The 20894-nt window shown below is 40.6% G+C and carries 25 protein-coding genes, 1 tRNA gene and 2 pseudogenes; 23 read left to right on the forward strand and 5 right to left on the reverse strand.

The genetic code is table 11. The annotated features are described in order from the left end of the window. The first annotated feature begins 43 nt into the window (after window positions 1-43). Window positions 44-259 carry a hypothetical protein gene (locus FEE42_RS04630; RefSeq protein WP_059366191.1) on the forward strand — a complete coding sequence of 72 codons (216 nt, stop codon included), beginning with the start codon at window positions 44-46 and terminating at the stop codon, window positions 257-259. Here the strand turns inward: FEE42_RS04630 and FEE42_RS04635 are convergent. Then, window positions 228-416: a hypothetical protein gene (locus FEE42_RS04635; protein ID WP_059366190.1), complete on the reverse strand. Its 189-nt coding sequence runs from the start codon at window positions 414-416 to the stop codon at window positions 228-230. The genes FEE42_RS04630 and FEE42_RS04635 overlap by 32 nt on opposite strands. A gap of 90 nt (window positions 417-506) precedes the next feature. Between FEE42_RS04635 and FEE42_RS04640 the strand changes: the two genes are divergently transcribed. The 17 genes and pseudogenes from FEE42_RS04640 (at window position 507) to FEE42_RS04715 (ending at window position 10158) form a co-directional block, all read left to right on the forward strand. Then, window positions 507-905 carry a hypothetical protein gene (locus FEE42_RS04640; protein WP_237184448.1) on the forward strand — a complete coding sequence of 133 codons (399 nt, stop codon included), beginning with the start codon at window positions 507-509 and terminating at the stop codon, window positions 903-905. Then, complete coding sequence (locus FEE42_RS04645) at window positions 892-1101, forward strand: hypothetical protein (RefSeq protein ID WP_059366188.1); 210 nt, start codon at window positions 892-894, stop codon at window positions 1099-1101. Before FEE42_RS04640 ends, FEE42_RS04645 begins: the two co-directional genes overlap by 14 nt. 21 nt (window positions 1102-1122) lie before the next feature. Continuing rightward, window positions 1123-1419 (forward strand): hypothetical protein, encoded by a 297-nt coding sequence (locus FEE42_RS04650; RefSeq protein WP_164027826.1) that lies wholly within the window; start codon window positions 1123-1125, stop codon window positions 1417-1419. A 12-nt stretch (window positions 1420-1431) separates the two neighbouring features. Beyond that, window positions 1432-2412, forward strand: coding sequence for a recombinase RecT (locus FEE42_RS04655; RefSeq protein ID WP_136125908.1), 981 nt, complete (start codon window positions 1432-1434; stop codon window positions 2410-2412). 75 nt (window positions 2413-2487) lie between these two features. Next, a complete protein-coding gene (locus tag FEE42_RS04660) occupies window positions 2488-3045 on the forward strand; it encodes a Panacea domain-containing protein (RefSeq protein WP_059367746.1) in 558 nt (185 codons plus the stop codon). Next, a complete protein-coding gene (locus FEE42_RS04665) occupies window positions 3045-3455 on the forward strand; it encodes a hypothetical protein (protein WP_059366185.1) in 411 nt (136 codons plus the stop codon). Before FEE42_RS04660 ends, FEE42_RS04665 begins: the two co-directional genes overlap by 1 nt. A gap of 352 nt (window positions 3456-3807) precedes the next feature. Further along, window positions 3808-4455 carry a P22AR C-terminal domain-containing protein gene (locus tag FEE42_RS04670; RefSeq protein WP_164027827.1) on the forward strand — a complete coding sequence of 216 codons (648 nt, stop codon included), beginning with the start codon at window positions 3808-3810 and terminating at the stop codon, window positions 4453-4455. A 205-nt stretch (window positions 4456-4660) separates the two neighbouring features. After that, complete coding sequence (locus tag FEE42_RS04675; protein WP_167514393.1) at window positions 4661-5305, forward strand: translocation protein TolB precursor; 645 nt, start codon at window positions 4661-4663, stop codon at window positions 5303-5305. Between the two features lie 57 nt (window positions 5306-5362). Further along, the gene (locus FEE42_RS04680) at window positions 5363-6073 is read left to right on the forward strand and encodes a bactofilin family protein (protein WP_164027828.1); all 711 of its coding nucleotides are present in this window, start codon (window positions 5363-5365) and stop codon (window positions 6071-6073) included. Between the two features lie 29 nt (window positions 6074-6102). Further along, window positions 6103-6420, forward strand: coding sequence for a DUF6378 domain-containing protein (locus FEE42_RS04685; protein ID WP_164027829.1), 318 nt, complete (start codon window positions 6103-6105; stop codon window positions 6418-6420). Window positions 6421-6465: 45 nt separating this feature from the next. Further along, a pseudogene (locus FEE42_RS04690) lies at window positions 6466-6976 on the forward strand (MazG-like family protein). Beyond that, the gene (locus FEE42_RS13025; protein ID WP_164027830.1) at window positions 6969-7103 is read left to right on the forward strand and encodes a DUF551 domain-containing protein; all 135 of its coding nucleotides are present in this window, start codon (window positions 6969-6971) and stop codon (window positions 7101-7103) included. Before FEE42_RS04690 ends, FEE42_RS13025 begins: the two are co-directional and overlap by 8 nt. Before the next feature lie 48 nt (window positions 7104-7151). Next, on the forward strand, window positions 7152-7826 hold the full coding sequence (locus tag FEE42_RS04700; protein ID WP_164027831.1) for a hypothetical protein: 675 nt from the start codon (window positions 7152-7154) through the stop codon (window positions 7824-7826). Window positions 7827-8133: 307 nt separating this feature from the next. Next, window positions 8134-8463 (forward strand): annotated as a pseudogene (locus FEE42_RS04705) (class I SAM-dependent methyltransferase); the annotation flags it as partial. Between the two features lie 175 nt (window positions 8464-8638). Next, entirely contained in the window at window positions 8639-8845 is a 207-nt protein-coding gene (locus FEE42_RS04710; protein WP_164027832.1) for a hypothetical protein, read from the forward strand. A 12-nt stretch (window positions 8846-8857) separates the two neighbouring features. Further along, entirely contained in the window at window positions 8858-9169 is a 312-nt protein-coding gene (locus FEE42_RS12985; RefSeq protein ID WP_335341613.1) for a helix-turn-helix domain-containing protein, read from the forward strand. After that, a complete protein-coding gene (locus tag FEE42_RS04715) occupies window positions 9067-10158 on the forward strand; it encodes a tyrosine-type recombinase/integrase (RefSeq protein ID WP_164027833.1) in 1092 nt (363 codons plus the stop codon). The genes FEE42_RS12985 and FEE42_RS04715 overlap by 103 nt, the downstream gene beginning before the upstream one ends. 36 nt (window positions 10159-10194) lie before the next feature. Here the strand turns inward: FEE42_RS04715 and FEE42_RS04720 are convergent. Both FEE42_RS04720 and rne read right to left on the reverse strand, forming a co-directional pair. Continuing rightward, window positions 10195-10284: transfer RNA gene (locus tag FEE42_RS04720), tRNA-Ser, on the reverse strand. 138 nt (window positions 10285-10422) lie between these two features. Continuing rightward, window positions 10423-13215, reverse strand: a complete 2793-nt coding sequence (rne, locus tag FEE42_RS04725; RefSeq protein WP_164027834.1) for a ribonuclease E — start codon at window positions 13213-13215, stop codon at window positions 10423-10425. 402 nt (window positions 13216-13617) lie between these two features. Here rne and rluC point away from each other — a divergent pair, with 402 nt between their 5' ends. The 3 genes from rluC (at window position 13618) to hflX (ending at window position 16319) form a co-directional block, all read left to right on the forward strand. Continuing rightward, window positions 13618-14586 carry a 23S rRNA pseudouridine(955/2504/2580) synthase RluC gene (gene rluC / locus FEE42_RS04730; protein ID WP_059365661.1) on the forward strand — a complete coding sequence of 323 codons (969 nt, stop codon included), beginning with the start codon at window positions 13618-13620 and terminating at the stop codon, window positions 14584-14586. 90 nt (window positions 14587-14676) lie between these two features. Beyond that, entirely contained in the window at window positions 14677-14955 is a 279-nt protein-coding gene (gene hfq / locus FEE42_RS04735; RefSeq protein ID WP_059365662.1) for an RNA chaperone Hfq, read from the forward strand. Between the two features lie 8 nt (window positions 14956-14963). Continuing rightward, window positions 14964-16319 (forward strand): ribosome rescue GTPase HflX, encoded by a 1356-nt coding sequence (gene hflX / locus FEE42_RS04740; RefSeq protein ID WP_164027835.1) that lies wholly within the window; start codon window positions 14964-14966, stop codon window positions 16317-16319. 25 nt (window positions 16320-16344) lie between these two features. On the opposite strand, the gene FEE42_RS04745 is transcribed toward hflX, so the two are convergent. Then, window positions 16345-17298, reverse strand: a complete 954-nt coding sequence (locus FEE42_RS04745; protein ID WP_059365663.1) for a sigma 54-interacting transcriptional regulator — start codon at window positions 17296-17298, stop codon at window positions 16345-16347. Between the two features lie 349 nt (window positions 17299-17647). Continuing rightward, window positions 17648-19093 (reverse strand): murein DD-endopeptidase MepM, encoded by a 1446-nt coding sequence (gene mepM / locus FEE42_RS04750; protein ID WP_135969319.1) that lies wholly within the window; start codon window positions 19091-19093, stop codon window positions 17648-17650. A 177-nt stretch (window positions 19094-19270) separates the two neighbouring features. Here mepM and znuC point away from each other — a divergent pair, with 177 nt between their 5' ends. Then, window positions 19271-20074, forward strand: a complete 804-nt coding sequence (znuC, locus tag FEE42_RS04755) for a zinc ABC transporter ATP-binding protein ZnuC (protein ID WP_059365665.1) — start codon at window positions 19271-19273, stop codon at window positions 20072-20074. Continuing rightward, window positions 20074-20859, forward strand: coding sequence for a zinc ABC transporter permease subunit ZnuB (gene znuB, locus FEE42_RS04760; RefSeq protein ID WP_164027836.1), 786 nt, complete (start codon window positions 20074-20076; stop codon window positions 20857-20859). Before znuC ends, znuB begins: the two co-directional genes overlap by 1 nt. Window positions 20860-20894: the final 35 nt, after the last annotated feature.

The raw sequence follows: 20894 nt of genomic DNA on the forward strand, positions 1-20894 counted from the left end.
CTTGCACCAAAAATTCAGTAAATTGACTAAAAAGGAAACAAAAATGAACATTAAATTCACCTTCAAATTAGAAGCAGATAGCAACTGTCAAGGCGAATATGTGCTTGAGTATGAAGCCACTAAACCGTGGACGATTGACGGTGCAAACGAAAAAGCAGCCGAAATTATCCGACTGCTTGAACTACACAGGCTTGAACAAAAGCCAATGATTAAACCGATTCCGTTAATTAAGGTTGAACATCGTCATCATCTTGATTAATGCGGTTGTAAATATCATCAGCAATTTGAAAAAGCGCGGAAACAATATCAGTTAGTCCGTTTTCCCAATTTCCATTGGCTCGATAGATTTCTTCTTTCGGTACAAGCTGAACCGCTAAATCTACCGCCTTTTCATAACTGATACATTCTTTTTCCATAATACTCTCCTCTGTGTTGTTGAACAAAACACAAGGATACCACGTTTGCGGTCGTGGCTAAATAAACCGCACTTTTTAGAGGAAACAAAAATGAACAAACGCCAAAAGAAAAGAAAGCGATCTCAACGAAACCAAATCGCTATGCGTTCCCGCACCGTATTTATTAACGAACCACCAAAACAGGAAGCCACTATGCACAAATCAATCTTTGAATTTCTCGCCTTTCTTGGCAAAGGCGCACTTGTTTTACTCGCCACCGCAATCGTAGTGATTGCCATTTTTAGTGTCTCTCAAGCGTGGGGCAACCCAACAGACTGGCACAATAACGAACTCAGCGAGCAAATAAGCCAACAAGCCCGAGCCGAAGCCCGAAAACTTTGGCGTGAAGAAAACGGCGATTGGCAGCCAAATTTAACACCACAAGCGGAATGGGAACTACTCCACTACACAGCAATAAAACAAGCGGAGTTAAATCATGAAAATCAATAAAACACGCAACTATGACATTCAATCGCACCCACAAGGATTGGGCTATATCGCCGTGGAATATATCAACGGAAAGAAAGTATGGATAAGCCAAAACCACTGCGACAAGTCATTATGTGAAACCGAAATTGAAAAAAGAAAGCAGCGATTAGCAGAGCTAAATTTGCTTAATCAAACAAAAAATAGACGTAGAAATTGACCGAACTTTGGAGATTAAACAATGAGCCATTTACTTGCCTCAGCTCATCAAGAACACCTAGACAGCCTCGCCGCTTTGGATTGCGCCCTTGAGGAAGAAATAAAAGTGGTTAAATCCGAGGCTGAAAATAAAGATGAACACGTCCTTTACGCCATCAACGAATACGTTAGTTACCATGATGACGAACTGGCATTACACGACTTAGCATTCGGTTCTGGTGCATTTGACAAGCTCATTGAATTACGTGATCGCGCGATTGCTCATGTAGCTGAAAAACGTATCGAAAAACGAATGAATGAATATCATCCGCCCTATTAATGGAGGTAAAAAATGACAACGACACAAAATACGCCAACTAAACCAAACGCACCGGTGAAATTATCCGAATGTAAAACGCTCAAGGATTTTTTGAGCCACCCGATTATTCTTGAAAAAGTGAAAGCATTGGTCAATAAAAATGCGGCAACTTTTACCACAAGTATTATGCAGATTGTAAACAGCAATACCATGTTAAAAAATGCCGTTCCAATGAGTGTTTTCAATGCAGCCTGTATGGCAGCAACGCTGAATTTGCCATTACAAAACGGGCTTGGTTTTGCTTACATGGTGCCATATCAACGCAGTTACAAAGATAAAGATGGTAAATGGCAGAAAGTAACCGAAGCTCAATTTCAAATCGGTTATAAGGGATTAATCCAACTGGCGCAACGCAGCGGACAATTTAAACGATTAGTCGCTGTTCCGGTTTATGAAAAACAACTGATCGAAGAGGACCCGATTAACGGCTATGTGTTCGACTGGAAACAAAAGCCGGAGCAAAACGAAAAACCTATCGGCTACTATGCTTATTTCCAACTGGTGAATAGCTTTACCGCTGAATTATACATGACTGAGGAAGAAGTCAATCAACACGCACAACGCTATTCACAAACTTACCGCACCTACCTTGACAAAAAATCAAGAGGGGAAAAAGCCACCAGTGTTTGGGTGGATAACTTCGATTCAATGGCCCTGAAAACCGTCATGAAACTTTTGCTTTCCAAGCAAGCCCCGCTATCTGTCGAAATGCAAAGTGCAGTATTAGCCGACCAAGCCGTAGTGAAAGATGCCGAAAAGGGCGAATTTTCTTATGTCGATAACAATATCCAAGACGCAGACTTTACAGAATTGACCGTCAGTGATGAAGCCTTTGAGAAGTGTAAACAAAACATCATCAACGGTGAAACCACACTACAAGAATTGTGTGATAGTGGGATGTATGAGTTCAGCAAAGAACAGTATGACGAATTGGAGAAGTTGGAGAAACTATAACGTCAGAAATTCTTATTCTTTATTTAAAATTAAAAATTAAGTACTATAACCACACTAGTCAAAAGAGGAAAATCAATGCTCATCACTCACAATAGAGAAAAATTGTTACAAGTAATTACTTTTTTTTCTCAAAATGTTGAAAAGTTAGGGAAAATAAAGCTCTTTAAGTTGCTTTATTTCCTTGATTTTGAGCATTACAAACAAGTAGGGCGTTCCGTAACAGGGCTTGATTATTCTGCTTGGAAAATGGGACCTGTACCTGTCGATTTACATGAAGAAATTAAACAGCCAGAAGCCGATTTTCTAGCTAAAATCAAAATTGAACAAATTCCCATCCGTAAAGGAAGACAAGAAATGCTGAAATTTAATGCCTTGTCTGAATTTGATCAAACCCATTTTTCTAAACGAGAATTAAAAATACTTAATACATTAGCACAGCAATATAAAAATGCATTTGCTGATGATATGATCGAAGCAACCCACCTTGAACGTTTACCGTGGCATCAAATCTATGAAGTTGAAGGCAAAAAGAAAGAAATAATTCCTTATGAGTTAGCATTACCAAGCCAAAATAGGGAGTCAATGCACAAGGACAGTATTGAACGTCTAGCACTGCTTGAGGTGTTAAAGTAATGCTTCAGTTGGGTTCAATCTTATTTCATCCTAAATTCAAGTTTAATGATGGCGGAGAGCGTGATAAATACCTAATTATTTTGGGTATGACATCACAAAAATTGATTGTAGCTAAAACCACTTCAAAGGGGTGGAGATATACCCTTGAATATGGTTGTCAGTTAAATACGCATCAAGCATTCTTTTTGCCACAAAATAGTAACCCTATACTGAGTAAAAATACTTGGATTTGTTTTGATGAATTTTATGAACTTGATAAAAATGAATTGGGCAATCGAATAGGTAATTCTGAATTATTTCATTGTGGAATATTAGTTAATGAACATCTAAAATATATTCAACAATGTGCATTGCAATCAGACGATATTTCAGCACACCAAGAGCTAATTATTCGACAATCACTAATCTAAACATTTGACACCCACCGCCCTTTATTCTAGACTGTCCCCACTTTCAACAGAAAGTCGGGAATTGGCGTTCTTGAATTAGTGAGGCGGAGATAATAATGATCGCCTTAAGGCGATTTTTTTATAGCCGAAAATCAGCAAATCAAAGGTTACGATGAATTGTCGTATCCTTCAAAACTTCAAAGGTATGGGCAATTTGCCCCACCCTTTCAAAAAGTTGTCAATGATGAACTGATTGAGGGGATCGAAAGATCCGCCGTTTCTCACTACGGTACGCCAACCTTGATCAGTTCATCACCAGTAATTGGCGTTGCTTGTGATGAGTTTTTTAAAACTTATTAGTGAGAACAAAATTATGACAACTTTAACTTTTCAAAACACAACCCTTTCGGTTATCAAACAACAAAATCAAATCTGGTTATCTACAGCAGAAATTAGTAAGGCATTGGGCTACAATCGTTCTGATAATGTATTAAAACTCTACAACGCACACCAAGACGAATTTACTCCAAATATGACCGCACTTATCGATATGCGGACAAACAGCGGCGTTCAAAAAGTGCGTATCTTCAGCTTGCGTGGTTGCCACCTTATCGGAATGTTAAGCCACACCAAAGTCGCCAAAGACTTCCGCAAATGGGTGCTAGATATTCTCGATAAAGAAACCGTACAACCGAAACAACTTGCCCTACTCAAGCCGGAAAAGAAATTCACATTCGAGTTTACCGAACACGAACTTCAGTTACTGCCGTGGATATGGTTTATCGCTCTACGAGGCACGGAAACCTGCCGAATGATTTATCCGGCAATGGAAACTATCGGTTCAAAATATTCCGGTGCAATTTACGGACAAGCCTACGAATATAAGCACACCATTCGGGAAGTACATAAACTCCTGAAACGCCTCACGGCTGATTTCCAATACGACTATGAGAGTAATTGGCGAGTGCTAAAACATCTCAACAATTACAACCCAAAGTCCAATAACTACCAAGTAATCTAAAACTTAATCAAAACCGACCGCACTTTTCCCCGTGAAAATCGTGTGGCGGTTTCTTGCACCTTAGATTCAGCAAAAGGAAGAAAAAATGTTCAAGAAAGGTTTAAAAATTGTGCTTGCCGTGTTTGTGATTATCAGCGCATATCAACTGGATCTCACCCACGACTACGATGGGAAAATTTGTAACATTCAATAATGAGGAATAACCATGTACCAATTCAAAGCCCGATGTTCAGGACTTGCCGACTTAATGCCACAGAAGAGAGGCGGAGAGGGACTTTCCGACACCGCCAAAAGTGCGGTCAGAAAAATCGCTAAATTCGACTTGTTTGGTTATCAAGATTTTGAAGGCAACAAATACACCGAAAAAGGGAATCTTCTGGAAGAACAAGCCATTAAATTAAGTGGCAGAAAACGAGGCTTACCCCTCAAGAAAAACACTGAACGCCGAGAGAATGAATGGATCACGGGAGAGTGTGATATTTACGTTCCCTCTCGCAAGCTCATTATTGATACAAAATGCTCGTGGGATATTGGCTCACACCCATTTTTTACTGATGAAGCAGCAGACAAAGCGAAAAAAGCCGGTTATGACATTCAAATGCAGGGCTATATGTGGCTATGGGATTGTGAAGAAGCACAAATTGATTTTGTCCTCTTCCCTACTCCTTACGAAATGCTCAGTAGTTATGATAGCCCCCAACGCTACATTGATTTAGTCGAACAAATCCCGCAAGACAAACGGATCACTACCGTGACCGTCAAACGTGATAACGCCATCATCGACAAAATCAAAGAACGTGTTAGTGCTGCCCAAGAATATTATCAACAGCTCATTCAGGAAATGAGCTAATCCCATTCTGAACCACACCGCCCACTTAACCGTGGGCTTTTTTATAGGACAAACAAAATGCAAAAGAAATACGAACTGTTGAAAGATGACACCAAAGAATATTTGGGCAGAACGCTATATCGCATTAAAGCCCTAATCTCTTTTGGTGCAGTAGTTGCCGGCGAACTTGGCGGCTATATCGAAGCAGAGAAAAATTTAGATCAATCTGGCAACGCTTGGGTATGTGGCAACGCTCGGGTATATGGCAACGCTGAGGTATATGGCAACGCTCGGGTATATGGCGACGCTCAGGTATTTGGCAACGCTCTGGTATCTGGCGACGCTGAGGTATATGGCGACGCTGAGGTATATGGCAACGCTGAGGTATATGGCAACGCTCGGGTATATGGCGACGCTTGGGTATGTGGCAACGCTCGGGTATTTGGCAACGCTTGGGTATATGGCAACGCTCGGGTATATGGCGACGCTCAGGTATATGGCAACGCTCAGGTATATGGCAACGCTCGGGTATATGGCGACGCTTGGGTTAGTTCTTGCGCCATTGTTTCCGAGCGAAAAATGATTTTCTGGGCGAGTAATGTCGGTACCGAGAACGGTACACTCACAGTGTTTAATGGCAAGGATGACTTAATCGTTACAAGAGGTTGTTTTACCGGCACAGTCGATGAGTTTTTAGCAAAATCGGCGAAAGTACATGACGAGAAAACCAAACGCGAGTATCAACTATTGATCGAAGTGGCGAAGAGCAGAATTTTAGGACAAGGATAAGGATAAGGATAAGGATAAGGATAAGAAAAATGAACATAAATGAAACGCTACAAGAGCGCGCTGAAACACACGGAAATTTTCACGAAGGTGCGGTGATTTTTAATGACATCTTAAAGCACGTTGAAAAATCAACAAAGCTGGATAGCACACACAAATACGCAATCACGATGATAGCGACAAAGTTGGCGAGAATATTAAACGGTAATCCGCACGAAGTCGATCACTGGCGTGATATTGCAGGTTATGCAACGCTAGGCGGACGATTAGATATACCGGAAGAATCGTTATCACCGCAACCGCTCAATGCGTTTGTTGAGTTGCCGGTTGTTGATACAAACCGAAAGTAATTAACCGAACCGCTCTTATGGGCGGTTTTATTTTGGAGAAAGAAAGTGATCGAACTAATCAAAAACATTGAGCAATGGGGGGGAAGATCGAAATTTGATTGAAGGCTCTACGCCACAAAAGCAAATGTTAAAACTGATGGAAGAATTTGGCGAGCTATGCAGTGGCGTGGTGAAGAATAAGCCGGAAGTGATTAAGGATAGTATTGGGGATTGTTTTGTCGTTCTCACTATTCTGAATGCACAATATCGCGTGGAATCGACAAAGCCTAATTCTCATCAATCACACTTGCTAGAACCTACCGGACATTTTGGTGCGCACACTTTAGACGAGGCTCTTCTGCGTGCTGCCACTAAAATTGGACAGATGGCTAACCCATCTACAAGAAGTGAAGATTGGGATGTAAACGCTTTGGCAAACTATCTATTTCTCATTGCTAAAATGGTGGATTTAGATTTCAAAGAGTGTGTTCAACACGCCTACAACGAAATCAAAGACCGCAAGGGAAAAATGATTGATGGGATTTGGGTTAAAGAAGAGGACTTAAAAAATGAGTGAAAATAATAACGGCTGGATCAGTGTTGAGGATAGATTGCCGGATAATTTTCAACAAGTTTTATGCTGCAATCATTTATGTATTTTTGTTGCAGAAAGAGTTAATGATAAGTGGTTCACCCAAATGTAATAGAGGCTGTAATACATACAATAGATTTAACTGAAAGAGGTATAAATTATGCTAACAGAAGAAATTAAACAAAAATTATTAAATGGTGCTTATGGTGTTAATAGAGCCGGTAAAAAAGTTAAGTATGTTGGAAAATTAGAGGAGGATACAAAATATCCTTTAGTATTTGCAAGATATAACAAGAACGGTGGTTATGAAGAGATAAACAGTTACACAGAAAATCTTACCTATTATTTAAGTTCAGAATCTGCACATGATATTGTAGGTTTATGGCAAGATAAACCAGAACCTTTCAACTTAGAACGAGCATTAACAGGACAAGGTATTCAATACAAAGAAGGTGATACGGACTATCCTTCTCATATTGTTGGCAAATCATATATTACAGATGAGTATTATTTAGAAATTTCAGAAGGTGAATGTGTAAGTATTACTTTAAATGATTTACAAAAAAATTATGTAATGTGTAAAGAGCCTGAAAAATCACAGGCTCAATATAAAGAATTGCCGAAACCAATTACGGAGTTCGGGGATTTAGAAAAGGCTTGGTTTGTTGGATCTATGCCTAGCTGTCTTTTCCCAGCTTATTATTCTTCAAAAAATTTTAATTATTTAGATGTTAAATTACGTTTACAAAATAAGCAGTTATTTGCAACAGAAGAACACGCTCAACTTTGGTGTGATGCTTTAAATGGCAAACTCAAAGTCGCCATCGTTGATTAATCCCTGATTTGCCAATCAAATTCCGTTGTTTTTGATTAACAACGGAGTTTGTTTATCAACAATGAGAGACTAACTGACCGCTTGCAGAAATGTGAGCGGTTTTGTTTTATGGAGAGAAAATAAAATGTCAGTGGAAATACAGATTGAAAAAATATTTACCGTTACATACAAAACTAATTATGGATTAATTAAGATATTTAAGACCAATTCAGTTTTTAAATATTGGTTTTTTTTTACTGTATTGCAAAATTAAGAAAGCACGAATATTAAAAATTCATAAGCTATATTAAGTAGGAAATATGATTAAACCAATATGCCTTACCCCGACAACTCGTTTAAGTGTGTGATTTTCGATCCGCCACATTTAATCAAAGGTGGCGACAGTGCGTGGTTAGTCAAAAAGTATGGTCGTCTTAATCAGGATTGGCGTACACAACTAAAGCAAGGTTTTGACGAATGTATGCGGGTGCTTGATGATTTTGGTACGCTGATTTTCAAATGGAATGAAACCCAAATTCCTGTTAGTGAAATCATTAAAACTATCGGGTATCAACCAATCATCGGACATAAATCCGGTAAGGCGGCCAAGACACACTGGTTATTATTTATGAAAATCACACAGCCTAGCGAAAGCTAGGTTTTTTATTTGAGATTCCACAACTATGAACTGGGATTTAATAGACAGCGTAATAATATCCGGACTATTTACGATCTACTTAGATCAAATTTACTCTAGATGGGTAAAAGCACGAGATAGTGAAGATGAATCTTTTACCGTGTAAAAGTCTGGCTAATACTGCATGGAGTTAAAGATGTTTAAACAAGAATTACAAGTTATAAATAACAAGCGATATGTCGTGCTTGAATGCCAATATAGACATATTTGGACTGTGATCCAAGAAACTCATAGAACTGTAACGGAAGAGCAAGCGATCGAGATCGTCAACTATTATCTTAAGTACAAAGACAAGGCACCTGAACAGCTAAAAGTTGTTGAGGTGCCGGATATTTTGAAGTGATGGAGAGTGGATATGGAGCAGACTCTTACAATACAACAGGTTGCCAAAGAGCTTAATATCAGTGAAACCTCTATACGAAAGAACCTTATTAATTGGGGATTTTTTAGAATGGAAGGGTCTCGAGTTTGGCGGGTTTATCCATCTGATCTTGTCAAAAATCGTAGAAAAGAAAATAATATGCGCCGTCTATGTGTGCAGGTCGGCGATTCGGAGAAAAGAAAATGTCGATCAGAAAAAACAAATTCGGCGTATGGCAAATCGATTTTACCACGCCGGGTGGCGAGCGAATTCGATGCAGTAGTCAAACGACTGAAAAGAAATTAGCTCAACAGCTCCACGACAAGCTCAAACACGAAGCTTGGCAGGTTGAAAAACTGAATAAAAGACCTGAAAAAACGGTGGAGCAGGCGTTAATTCGCTTACTTGAAGAAGCGGAAAATCAAAAAGATCTTGATTCTAAAATTCGCCATGCGATGTATTGGCGAGAGGCGATAGGGCATAGATTAATTAGTTCTTTAACAAGCGATGACATTTACAATAATTTGCCAACCCATATTACTAAAAATGGCAAAAAGTTGTCCCCGGCAACGCAGAATCGATACCGGACATCAATCATGCGTGCACTCAACTTAGCAAAACAAGCCGGTTGGGTTGATTCAATTCCACACGTAACGAAAAATGCGGAGCCTAAAAAGCGTATCCGATGGATTACAAGAGAGGAAGCGGAGCGATTATTAAACTGCATGACACTTGAATGGCTAAAAGATGTGACATTATTTGCGCTACTTACCGGTGCAAGAATGAGCGAAATTCTTACTATGACATGGGATAAAATCAACTTCGATCAACGCATTGCCGTTGTGAGTAGTGATATTGCAAAATCCGGTCATGCGAGACCTTTACCGCTTGGGGTAGAAGCGATTGCGCTACTTCGCAGGCGTGAAAAAGTACGGATTTCACAATACATTTTTCACCGTGGCAAAGGTAAGCTTATTTCTGAAATAGATCGTGAATCTTTTTATCGGGCCACCGAAAAAGCTAATATTCAGGATTTCCGATTTCACGATTTGAGACATACTTGGGCGAGTTGGCATGTTCAGAGCGGTACGCCTTTAATGGTTCTAAAAGAGTTAGGTGGTTGGGAAACAATTGAGATGGTGCAGAAGTATGCGCACTTGAATGCCGACCATTTGCTGGAATATACAAATCACGTCAAACTTACGTCAAACTCATTTTTTATCAATCAAAATAGAGTAGCGGAGAACGACGAACAGGAGGATATAGCAGGAAATAAAAAAGCCGTAAGCTACTGATTGGAAAAGGAAAACTTACGACTTAATTAAGTGATATGGCGGAGGAAGTGAGATTCGAACTCACGGAGGGCGTAAACCCTCGCCGGTTTTCAAGACCGGTGCCTTCAACCACTCGACCATTCCTCCGTGATTTAAGCGAGGGGAATAATACGTTTTTTCCCCAATCTCGTCAAGAATAAAAAGGCCTCTTTTTCTTGAGTGCTTATTTTTAGTTCAATTTTAAACGCAAAAAAATTGGTACTTTCGTACCAATTTAATTTTTATCTATTCCGCTTTTGCATGAGTTGGCTCGGAATACACATGACTAATCGCACTATGATGCCCCGCCGCCCCTTTTCCGTAGAAGTAGTAACGCGACTCCGACCATTCCACAATCGGGAAAGGATCGGCTATTTCTTCGCCGGCTTTTGCAAGTGTCATCTCAGCCTTAGTGTGAGTAACCGAAGAAATCGTGCCTAAACGACCTGAAAATTCATAAGTGCGGTCAAATTTAGCCGAGTTTTCGACTTCAGCAATCTCATTGGGAACAACTTCATCTTGCTCTTGCCCTTTCTCTGCATTAAGACGCTCCAATGACTCCTGAACTTTTTTCTGTACCGATTCATTTGCCGGTTGCGTAATAAAATCTAAAGCAGGTTTTACTTCGACTGAAGTATTTTCAATCACAATACCGGTAGCCGGCGTGATAAATCCTTTCTTCGTTTTTTCTTGCTCAAGCAATTCATCAACAGACAAGAAACTATTTTCTTTTGTCGCCGCATTCAATGTCGAATAATCCACCCATGCTTTCCCGCTTGCCAATTCAGGAGAAAAAACAGCGAAAGACAACGGCATTGGCGATTTAGGCTCTTGACGGCGACGACGTTGATTATTTGCACGCAAATGACGTGGCGTACGACGCTGACGATCATGACGATTTTGTTTCTCCTCAACCTCTACTACTTGGGTAACTTCAGTTGGTGTTGTTTCTACCGTCTCCTCAACAACTTCAACCTTTGACACCGGTGCAGGAGAGACATTAACTGTAGGCTCATCAATGCGCACACGTTTCTGTAAATCACGGCGTTGACGACGTTGTTGCGCCGGCTGCTCTGCTTTATTATCAGAATGATCGGAAACAAGCGTAGAATTGACCGCACTTTCATTTGGATTTTCATTTGCAACGGAATGACGACGTAAGCGACGTTGATTACGCTCACGCATAGAAGGTGCATTTTCCTGCTCTGTTTTCTCTGCCGCATTCTCGAATTTAGAACGATGCGACGCATTACGGCGATCTTGAGAACGACGTTGGTGACGATTGCTATTACGATTGTGTTTTGGTTTTTCCTCAACAACCGGCTCAGGGGTAAATAACGCTTTAATTTTTGCAATAATTTTTGCCAATAACGACAACTCGTTCGATTTACGTTCTAGCGGTGTCGGAGCGGCTTCGGAAATAGAAAGCGAGAGTGCTACACTTTCTACTGCCGGTTGCTCGGAAACAACCGTCGTTTCAGTGTTTCGTGAAACCGATGATTCATCAGCAACATCATCCTGCGCGCAATGGATTTTTGCTAAATTGTAGCTGAGCTCATTCAGTTCTTCCCCCTCACGCATACGGCATACGCTAAAATTCGGCGTTTCCATGGCTTCATTTGGAACGACAATCACATCAACGTCATGACGTTTCTCAATACTACTGATTGCTTTACGTTTTTCATTTAACAGATAAGAGGCAATTTGCACCGGCACAATGGTATGAACCTGCTTAGTATTTTCTTTCAGAGCCTCTTCTTCAATTAAACGCAAAATTGATAAAGAAAGGGACTCGTTATCACGCACTTTGCCCGTTCCTCGACAACGTGGGCAAATATGGTGGGAAGATTCGCCAAGTGACGGGCTCAACCGCTGACGAGACATTTCCAACAAGCCAAAACGTGAAATACGGCTAATTTGAATACGAGCACGATCTTGGCGTACCGCATCACGAATTCGGTTTTCTACTTCGCGTTGATGACGAATTGGCGTCATATCAATAAAGTCGATAACCACTAATCCGCCTAAATCGCGTAAACGTAGTTGGCGTGCAATTTCATCTGCGGCCTCAAGGTTTGTATTCAGTGCGGTTTCTTCAATATCGCCGCCACGGGTTGAACGCGCAGAGTTAATATCAATCGCAGTTAAGGCTTCCGTTACATCAATCACGATTGAACCGCCTGACGGCAAACGGACTTCGCGTCGAAAGGCAGATTCAATTTGAGATTCAATTTGATAATGACTGAAGAGAGGAACTTCGCCTTGATATAATTTCACACGGTTCACAAAATCCGGACGAACCAACTTGATATGTTCTTTCGCCTTTTCAAAGATCTTCGGACTATCAATTAAAATTTCCCCGATATCACGACGTAAATAATCACGAATTGCACGTACTATCACATCACTTTCTTGATGAATTAAAAACGGTGCCGGACGGCTTTGCGAGGCTTGTTTAATCGCTTCCCAGTGATGTAATAGCACTTTTAAGTCCCATTGTAATTCTTCCGGCGACTTACCTACGCCCGCAGTACGAACGATGAGGCCCACACCTTCCGGCACATCTAATGAACTTAGTGCTTCTTTTAATTCTACGCGTTCATCGCCTTCAATACGGCGAGAAATCCCACCCGCACGCGGGTTATTCGGCATAATCACCAAATAACTGCCGGCAAGGGAAACAAAGGTTGTCAGCGCAGCACCTTTATTACCGCGCTCTTCTTTATTTACTTGAACAATAACTTCTTGTCCTTCGCTCAAAATATCACGAATATTAGGACGCCCCTGGAATACATAATCAGCCGGGAAATATTCTCGTGCAATCTCTTTCAAAGGTAAAAAACCATGGCGTTCCGCACCATAATCCACAAAAGCCGCTTCAAGGCTTGGTTCTACGCGGGTAATTTTCCCTTTGTAGATATTGGCTTTTTTTTGTTCATGTCCCGGACTTTCAATATCCAAGTCAAAAAGGCGTTGTCCGTCAACAAGCGCCACGCGCAACTCTTCTTTTTGAGTCGCATTGATTAACATTCTTTTCATTGTCGATTCTCTTTTTAAAATTTTTAAAAGTACCTCAAAATAAACCGCACCTTGCTTCGTTATCGACCTCGTGTTTCTCGCGCCAATCAATCTCACGATTGTATGTTGCTGGGTGCATTGATAACGTTATGAAACGATAAAAGGATTGTTTAATAAAATAACGCGATGTTTCACACGCGTTACAAGCAGCTTGTTTATTTTCAAGAAAAATGTTGATTATCAATGTCTTATGCCAAATGCCGCATTGAGTTTCCACCAACCTGATTTGTCATTTTTTACGCCCAATTTTATACGTAAAAAGACGCTCTATTATCCATAGAAACCGATAAATTAGCAAGGTCATAATTACCTTAGATAAGGCTTTTATGATATGATTTATGCCAATTTTCAAAAGGTGAAAAAATGACAGAACAAAAAGAAAATATCATCAATTCCTCCGTAAAAATGCTCACAATTAATGAAGACGAAGCCGGTCAGCGCATTGATAATTATCTGTTGGCAAAGTTAAAAGGTGTGCCGAAAAGTTTGATTTATCGCATTGTACGTAAGGGTGAAGTACGGGTAAATAAAGGGCGGATTAAGCCGGAATATAAATTGCAGAGCGGTGATGTAGTGCGCTTACCGCCTGTGCGTACAACAGAAAAAAATAATCCGCCGGTCTCTAAGAATTTAAATAAAGTTGCGGATCTTGAACATAAAATTTTATTTGAGGACGATCAGTTAATCATATTAAATAAACCTTCAGGTATTGCTGTGCACGGCGGTAGCGGCTTGAACTTCGGCGTAATTGAAGCCTTACGGGCATTACGCCCCGAAGCACGTTTTTTAGAACTCGTTCATCGTTTAGATCGCGATACTTCGGGCATTTTGTTAATCGCTAAAAAACGATCGGCATTACGCAATCTACACGAGCAACTCCGCCTTAAAACTGTGCAAAAGGATTATTTGGCACTAGTAAGAGGACAATGGCAATCGCATGTTAAAGTGGTAAAAGCTCCGTTGCTAAAAAATGAGCTTGCCGGCGGAGAACGTATCGTGCGTGTGAGTGAACAAGGTAAACCTTCCGAAACACGTTTTTCTATTGAGGAACGTTATTCTAACGCAACCTTAATAAAGGCGTCACCGATCACCGGACGAACCCATCAAATCCGCGTGCATACTCAGTATGCCGGTCATCCCATTGCATTAGATGCCAAATACGGAGATAAGGATTTTGATGCACAAATACAAGTATTTGGCTTAAACCGCTTGTTTTTACACGCTTTTTCGATTCGCTTTGAACATCCCAAAACAGGCGAAACCTTACGCTTCAATGCACCGCTTGATGAAAAAATAAAAGCCGTATTGAAAAAGTTACGGGAAAGCAAATAGACAAATTTGGCATTTATTGTTATATTTGGACCCGGAGACAACTCGTTTCTATCATGATTTCATAATAACGACAACACAAAGGATAGCAAAATGGCAAAAGGACAATCTTTACAAGATCCTTATTTAAATGCGCTACGTCGCGAGCGTATTCCCGTATCAATTTATTTGGTAAACGGGATTAAATTACAAGGGCAAATTGAATCATTCGATCAGTTTGTAATTTTGTTAAAAAACACCGTAAACCAAATGGTGTACAAACATGCAATTTCTACTGTTGTGCCGGCGCGTTCTGTTTCTCATCACAATAATAATCACCATAATGTGCAGCCTGTAGAAGCTACGGAAGAAACCGGAACACAATCAGAATAATTGATTCAATGGATTGTAAAAAAACACTCAGTGCGGTTGAAAATTTACCTGAAATTTCAACCGCACTTTCTTTGCCCCAAGCTCATCAAGACTCGGTTCCTCAGTGTGATACCGCTATCGTTGTACATGTTTTCTTTTCGCAAAATAAAAATCTTGACGATCTCAAAGAATTTCTCTTGCTTGCTAAATCAGCCAATGTGAATACTTTGGAAGTAATAACAACCAGTCGTAGTACGCCCCAAGCTAAATATTTTGTGGGAGAAGGAAAAGCCCAAGAAATTGCCGATACGGTAAAAATATACAATGCGGATGTGATATTGGTTAATCATCAACTTACGCCCACCCAAACACGTAATTTAGAAAATTTATGTCACTGTCGTGTTGTCGATCGAACGGGTGTCATATTAGATATTTTTGCCCAACGGGCAAGATCTCACGAAGGGAAATTACAAGTAGAACTGGCACAATTAAAACATTTAGCAACGCGTTTGGTTCGCCGTAAAACCGGGTTAGACCAACAAAAAGGCGCGGTTGGGCTAAGAGGGCCGGGGGAAACACAGCTAGAGACAGATCGCCGTCTCATCAAAGTGCGTATTGGTCAGTTACAAAATCGTTTAGCAAAAGTCGAAAAACAACGTCATCAAAATCGTCAAACAAGACAAAAGGCAGATATTCCGACTATTTCACTGGTGGGCTATACCAACGCAGGAAAATCGACCCTTTTTAATGCAATCACACAAGCTAGGGTCTATGCGGCGGATCAGCTCTTTGCCACACTCGATCCCACTTTACGCCGTTTACACATTCAAGATGTCGGCACAACCATTCTTGCCGATACGGTAGGTTTTGTACGCCAACTGCCGCACGATTTGGTTTCCGCATTCAAATCCACTTTACAAGAAACCGTCGAAGCCGACCTTTTATTACATATCATTGATGCAACTGATCCTCGAATGTCGGAAAATATAGAAGCGGTAGTTTCTGTATTGGAAGAAATTAAAGCGGATAACGTTCCCGCCTTGTTGGTTTACAATAAAATTGATTTACTAAGTGGCGTGTTACCCCATATTGAATATGATGATGACAATAAACCCATCGCCGTTTATCTTTCTGCACATAACGGGGAAGGCATTGATTTATTATTGGAAGCCATCAAACTGCGGTTAAAAAATGAAATACTTTCGCTAAATCTGACTCTTCAACCTTATGAAGGAAAGCTCCGTCATACTCTTTATCAACGAGATGTAATCCGCAACGAACAAATTACAGAACAAGGCGAATTTGCCTTAGATGTGCAAATCAATCGGGTGGAATGGCTAAAATTATGTAAGCAATTTCCAACTTTAATGCGGATAAAGATTTAGTCGGCAATTTTTATACCAAGCAATACTATTTTCCAATCTCATATTGCTTTAGCTTATTTGCAATCGCGGTATGCGATACGCCCAAGCGTTGTGCCAGTTTGCGGGTACTCGGATATTCTTTGTAAAAAGCCTGCAAAACCTTCGCTTCATATTGCCCGATAATATCTTCTAATGTTTGATTTTCAAATTCATCAACAGAAATGACCGCACTTTGCGGCAGAGTGAGATTTAAACTTTCCACACTCAACTGATTGTCTTTCGATAAAGAACAAGCACGATATAAGGTGTTATAAAGTTCCCGAACATTTCCCTGCCAATCATATTGCTGCAAATAAACAAGAAAATCCTGATTAAAGGTAGGTAATTTTATTTTCAATTCATCACTTATTTCTTGTAAAAAGCCTTCTGCCAAGGGTTGAATGTCCGCAATACGCTCCCGTAACGGCGGTATGTTGATGACCAACACATTCAAACGATGAAATAAATCGGCACGTACTTTACCTTGTTCAACTAAAAGGTTGAGAGGAACTTGAGAAGTGCAGATAACCCGCACGTTCGCATAATGCTCCTGTTCTTCCCCTACTCGGCGGAATGAACCGTCCGTTAAAAAACGCAATAATTTAGCTTGAAGATTGAGCGATAATTCCGCAATCCCATCCAACAATACCGTCCCTTCATTCGCATATTCAAAAAAACCGATCGTCTCACTGTTTCCCCGTTTCCGCCCAAACATTTCGCTTTCCGCATCTTCATCAGGCAAACCAGCACAATTCACTGCAATGAATTTTTTATCTCGGCGTAAACTTTGGTAGTGACATGCTTTTGCCAATAAATCTTTTCCCGTTCCGGTTTCACCTTGAATCAATAACGGCACGTCAAACATAGCAAAACGTTGGGCATTTTCTACCGCACTTTTCATGGTTTCACTGTGAGTAACAAAGCAAGCGAAAGGATGTTGAGGATCAAATTTAGAAGTCATGTTGAACAGTCCGAATAAATGGAAATCGAACCTATAATAAGTGGTTTACACAAACCTGTAAAGATTCTTTTACAGATAAACAAAAACCCCGTAAGAGGGGTTTTTATTAAACTTATTTCTGTACTGCATTATTCAGTTCTTTTGAGATGATCTCCATAGTTTCTAAACCGCTAAAGGCGAGATACCAATTTACCGAATCCCAAAAATGATATATCCGTTTTAATAAGCTTTCGTCTGTTTGATGATGTCATTATCCGGCACTGTTTGGGTATGGTGTAACGGCGACATAATATCGAGAAACTCAAAGTGCGGTTAAAATTAACCGCACTTTCTTTCCATTAAATCTAAATTATAGTTTTAACATTCGCTCCGCTTCTTTTGCCCTTCTCAGGAATTGCTTACGTTCCGCTGTTGCCATGCTGCTTGTTCCCGGCAATTTTACGGTAAGCGGATTAACCGCCCGTCCATTAATGTGGAATTCATAATGCAAATGCGGACCGGTTGAAATCCCCGTATTACCGGAAAGCGCGATACGTTCACCTTTTTTCACCGCTTGTCCGGCTCGAACCAACGGTCGGCTTAGATGCATATATACCGTTTGATATTCACGTCCGTGGCGTAGCACGACATAGCGCCCCGCTCCTCCTGCTTGATAAGCGACTTTCTCCACCAAACCGTCTGCCGGTGCAATAACCGGTGTACCTTGCGGCACAGAAAAATCCACGCCTTTATGAGGGCGTATACGTCCGGTCACCGGATGACGGCGATTCGGGTTAAAACCTGAAGACACCCGAGCCTGACGTTGCAATGGGTAACGAGCAAAACCTTTGCCTAAGGTTTCACCTTGTTGATTATAATAACGGCCGTTTGCCGCTTGAATTGCGTAATAACTCTTGCCGTCCGCAAGGATATGGATCGCCTCAACATTACCCTGTCCGGTCAATTTGTCACCCAAATATTCACGGGAAACCAAAATTGAAAATTTGGTGTCTTTCTTAAGTTTTCTCAAACTCACTTGCCATTGTAACGCGGAAGTTAATTGGGCAATTTGGCGTCCTTCTAAACCTAAAGAACGTAAGCTGGCTGCAAAAGAGCCGCTCACTTTCCCTTTCAATACTTCTTTTTTCCAAACGCTTTGTTTCTCTAAGATTTGACGTTTGAATTTTCCCTCTTCGACACGCTCATAAATTCGCTCTTCTTTTTCAGAAACAAGCCAATTTAAATATTCCAATTGATCGTTTTTATCTAAAATCCAGTAAAATTGCTGCCCGACACGGAGATTTTTAAGTTCCGGATAAGAAGCGATTAATCCCTTTGCCGTATCATCTTCTAATCCCGAAAGTTCCAATACATCTTTTAACGTATCGCCACGTACAACAGTATGGCTAAATTGATGAGTAATACGTAAGGCTTGATCTGCGACATCCAATAAACCGCTCAACGCATCCTGAGCATCTTGCGGAAGATCATTAAGATCATCAAATTCAGGCTTAACTTCTTCCACTTCATCGTCTTGTTCCTGCAATTCATCGTCATAAGAAGTTGCTTCCTCAGTCTGTAATTGCTCGGGCGCCTGTGAGATCTGTGTATTTTCTTCAGGTTTAAGGGGTTGATACTGCACATCGTCCACCATTTCGGGTTCAAGATTAGTTTGAACCGAAGGTTCCGATTCCGTACTCTCTTTTAAACCCAACATAACGCCACTGAAAATTAACGCCAATGCGACAAAAAAAATCGCCGCTTTAATGCGGGATTTTCTCTTTCGTCTGTCTCGGGCTAATTTAACGTGTTGCAAAGGTAAATACCTAAAGTGGAAATAATATCGTCTTCAGACTACGAATCATAAAAGAGGTTCATTCTACCCTAAAACAGATAAAAAAGTTGTAGAAATATTCATCACAAAGAGAGAATATCTTGAGAAAGACGGCAAAATGAGCTAAGGTTAGCCGCTAAATTTGACATAGGCGGCATTATGCAAATTCATTCCATTCAATGCGATCCGAGTTCTCCATTAATTGAACTCAAGAATATCAATGTGGTATTTGAACAAAAAACAGCACTACAAAATATTAATTTAAGTATTTATCCCCACTCTATTATTACTATCGTCGGGCCAAACGGCGGGGGGAAATCCACATTATTAAAAACCCTCTTAAAATTACAACAACCGACCTCAGGCGAAGTCATTTATAGTAAAAATGTACGTATCGGCTATGTGCCGCAAAAAATTTACTTAGATCATAATTTACCTCTTACGGTAGAACGTTTTCTTGCCTTAAAAAAAGGAGCGAAAACACAGGAAATTTCAACCGCACTTGAGCAACTTTCCATTACACATTTACGCAAAAATAATATGCAAAAACTTTCCGGCGGTGAAATGCAACGGGTCTTGCTCGCCCGTGCAATTTTAAACAAACCGAATTTATTAGTATTAGACGAACCTACTCAAGGCGTGGATATCACCGGTCAGGCGGAACTTTATCAACTCATTCATCAAACCCAACAACGATTAAATTGTGCCGTGTTGATGGTTTCTCATGATTTACATATTGTAATGGCGGACAGTAAAGAAGTGATTTGCATTAATCAACACATTTGCTGCGCCGGAACACCGGAAACCCTGTCAAATGATCCTACATTTATACGTTTATGGGGCAACCGACTCTCACAAAATGTCGGCTTTTATACTCATCGCCACAATCACCATCATAATTTACACGGCGATGTCTGTAGTTGTAACGGCACAGCCGATCGTTGTCAAAATAAGGATATGTAATGTTTGAAATTTTATTTCCGGCACTGCTCACCGGCATTTTGTTGTCTCTTATCAGCGCACCGCTTGGGGTCTTCGTAGTATGGCGTAAAATGGCATACTTTGGTGACACGCTTGCTCATTCGGCCTTACTTGGCGTTGCATTGGGGATTTTCTTACAAATCAATCCTTATATTGCGATAGTCGTCCTCACTCTTATTTTAGCGATAGTTATGGTATGGCTAGAAAGTCATACGCAGTTTTCTATTGATACCTTATTGGGCATTATCGCCCATAGTTGCTTATCACTCGGCGTTGTAACCGTTGGTTTATTAAAAAATGTTCGGGTTGATTTAATGAGTTATTTATTCGGGGATTTGTTGGCAATCAATTACACCGATTTAATTTATATCAGTATCGGTGTAGCCATCGTACTCAGTACGTTACTCTATTTTTGGCAAGCCCTTCTCTCCACTACCGTTTCGCCCGAACTCGCCCAAGTGGAAGGCATCAACATCAAAAAAATGCGTTTTATTTTGATGATTTTAACCGCACTGACGATTGCGCTAAGTATGAAATTTGTCGGTGCATTAATTATTACCTCACTATTAATTATTCCGGCAGCGACGGCACGCCGTTTCGCCAAAACCCCCGAATCCATGGCAGGTTTTGCGGTGGGGAGCAGTATGCTTTCAATTATCGGCGGATTAATGCTTTCGGCATTTTATGACACCGCAGCCGGCCCATCGGTTGTCATTTGCTCGACATTTTTATTTGTTCTGTCATTACTAAAAAAGGCTCGTTTGTAAGCTCGCCCAACCAGTGAAAACTATTTGCGCCGCCA

The sequence above is a fragment of the Rodentibacter caecimuris genome (assembly GCF_010587025.1).
Classification (GTDB): domain Bacteria; phylum Pseudomonadota; class Gammaproteobacteria; order Enterobacterales; family Pasteurellaceae; genus Rodentibacter; species Rodentibacter caecimuris.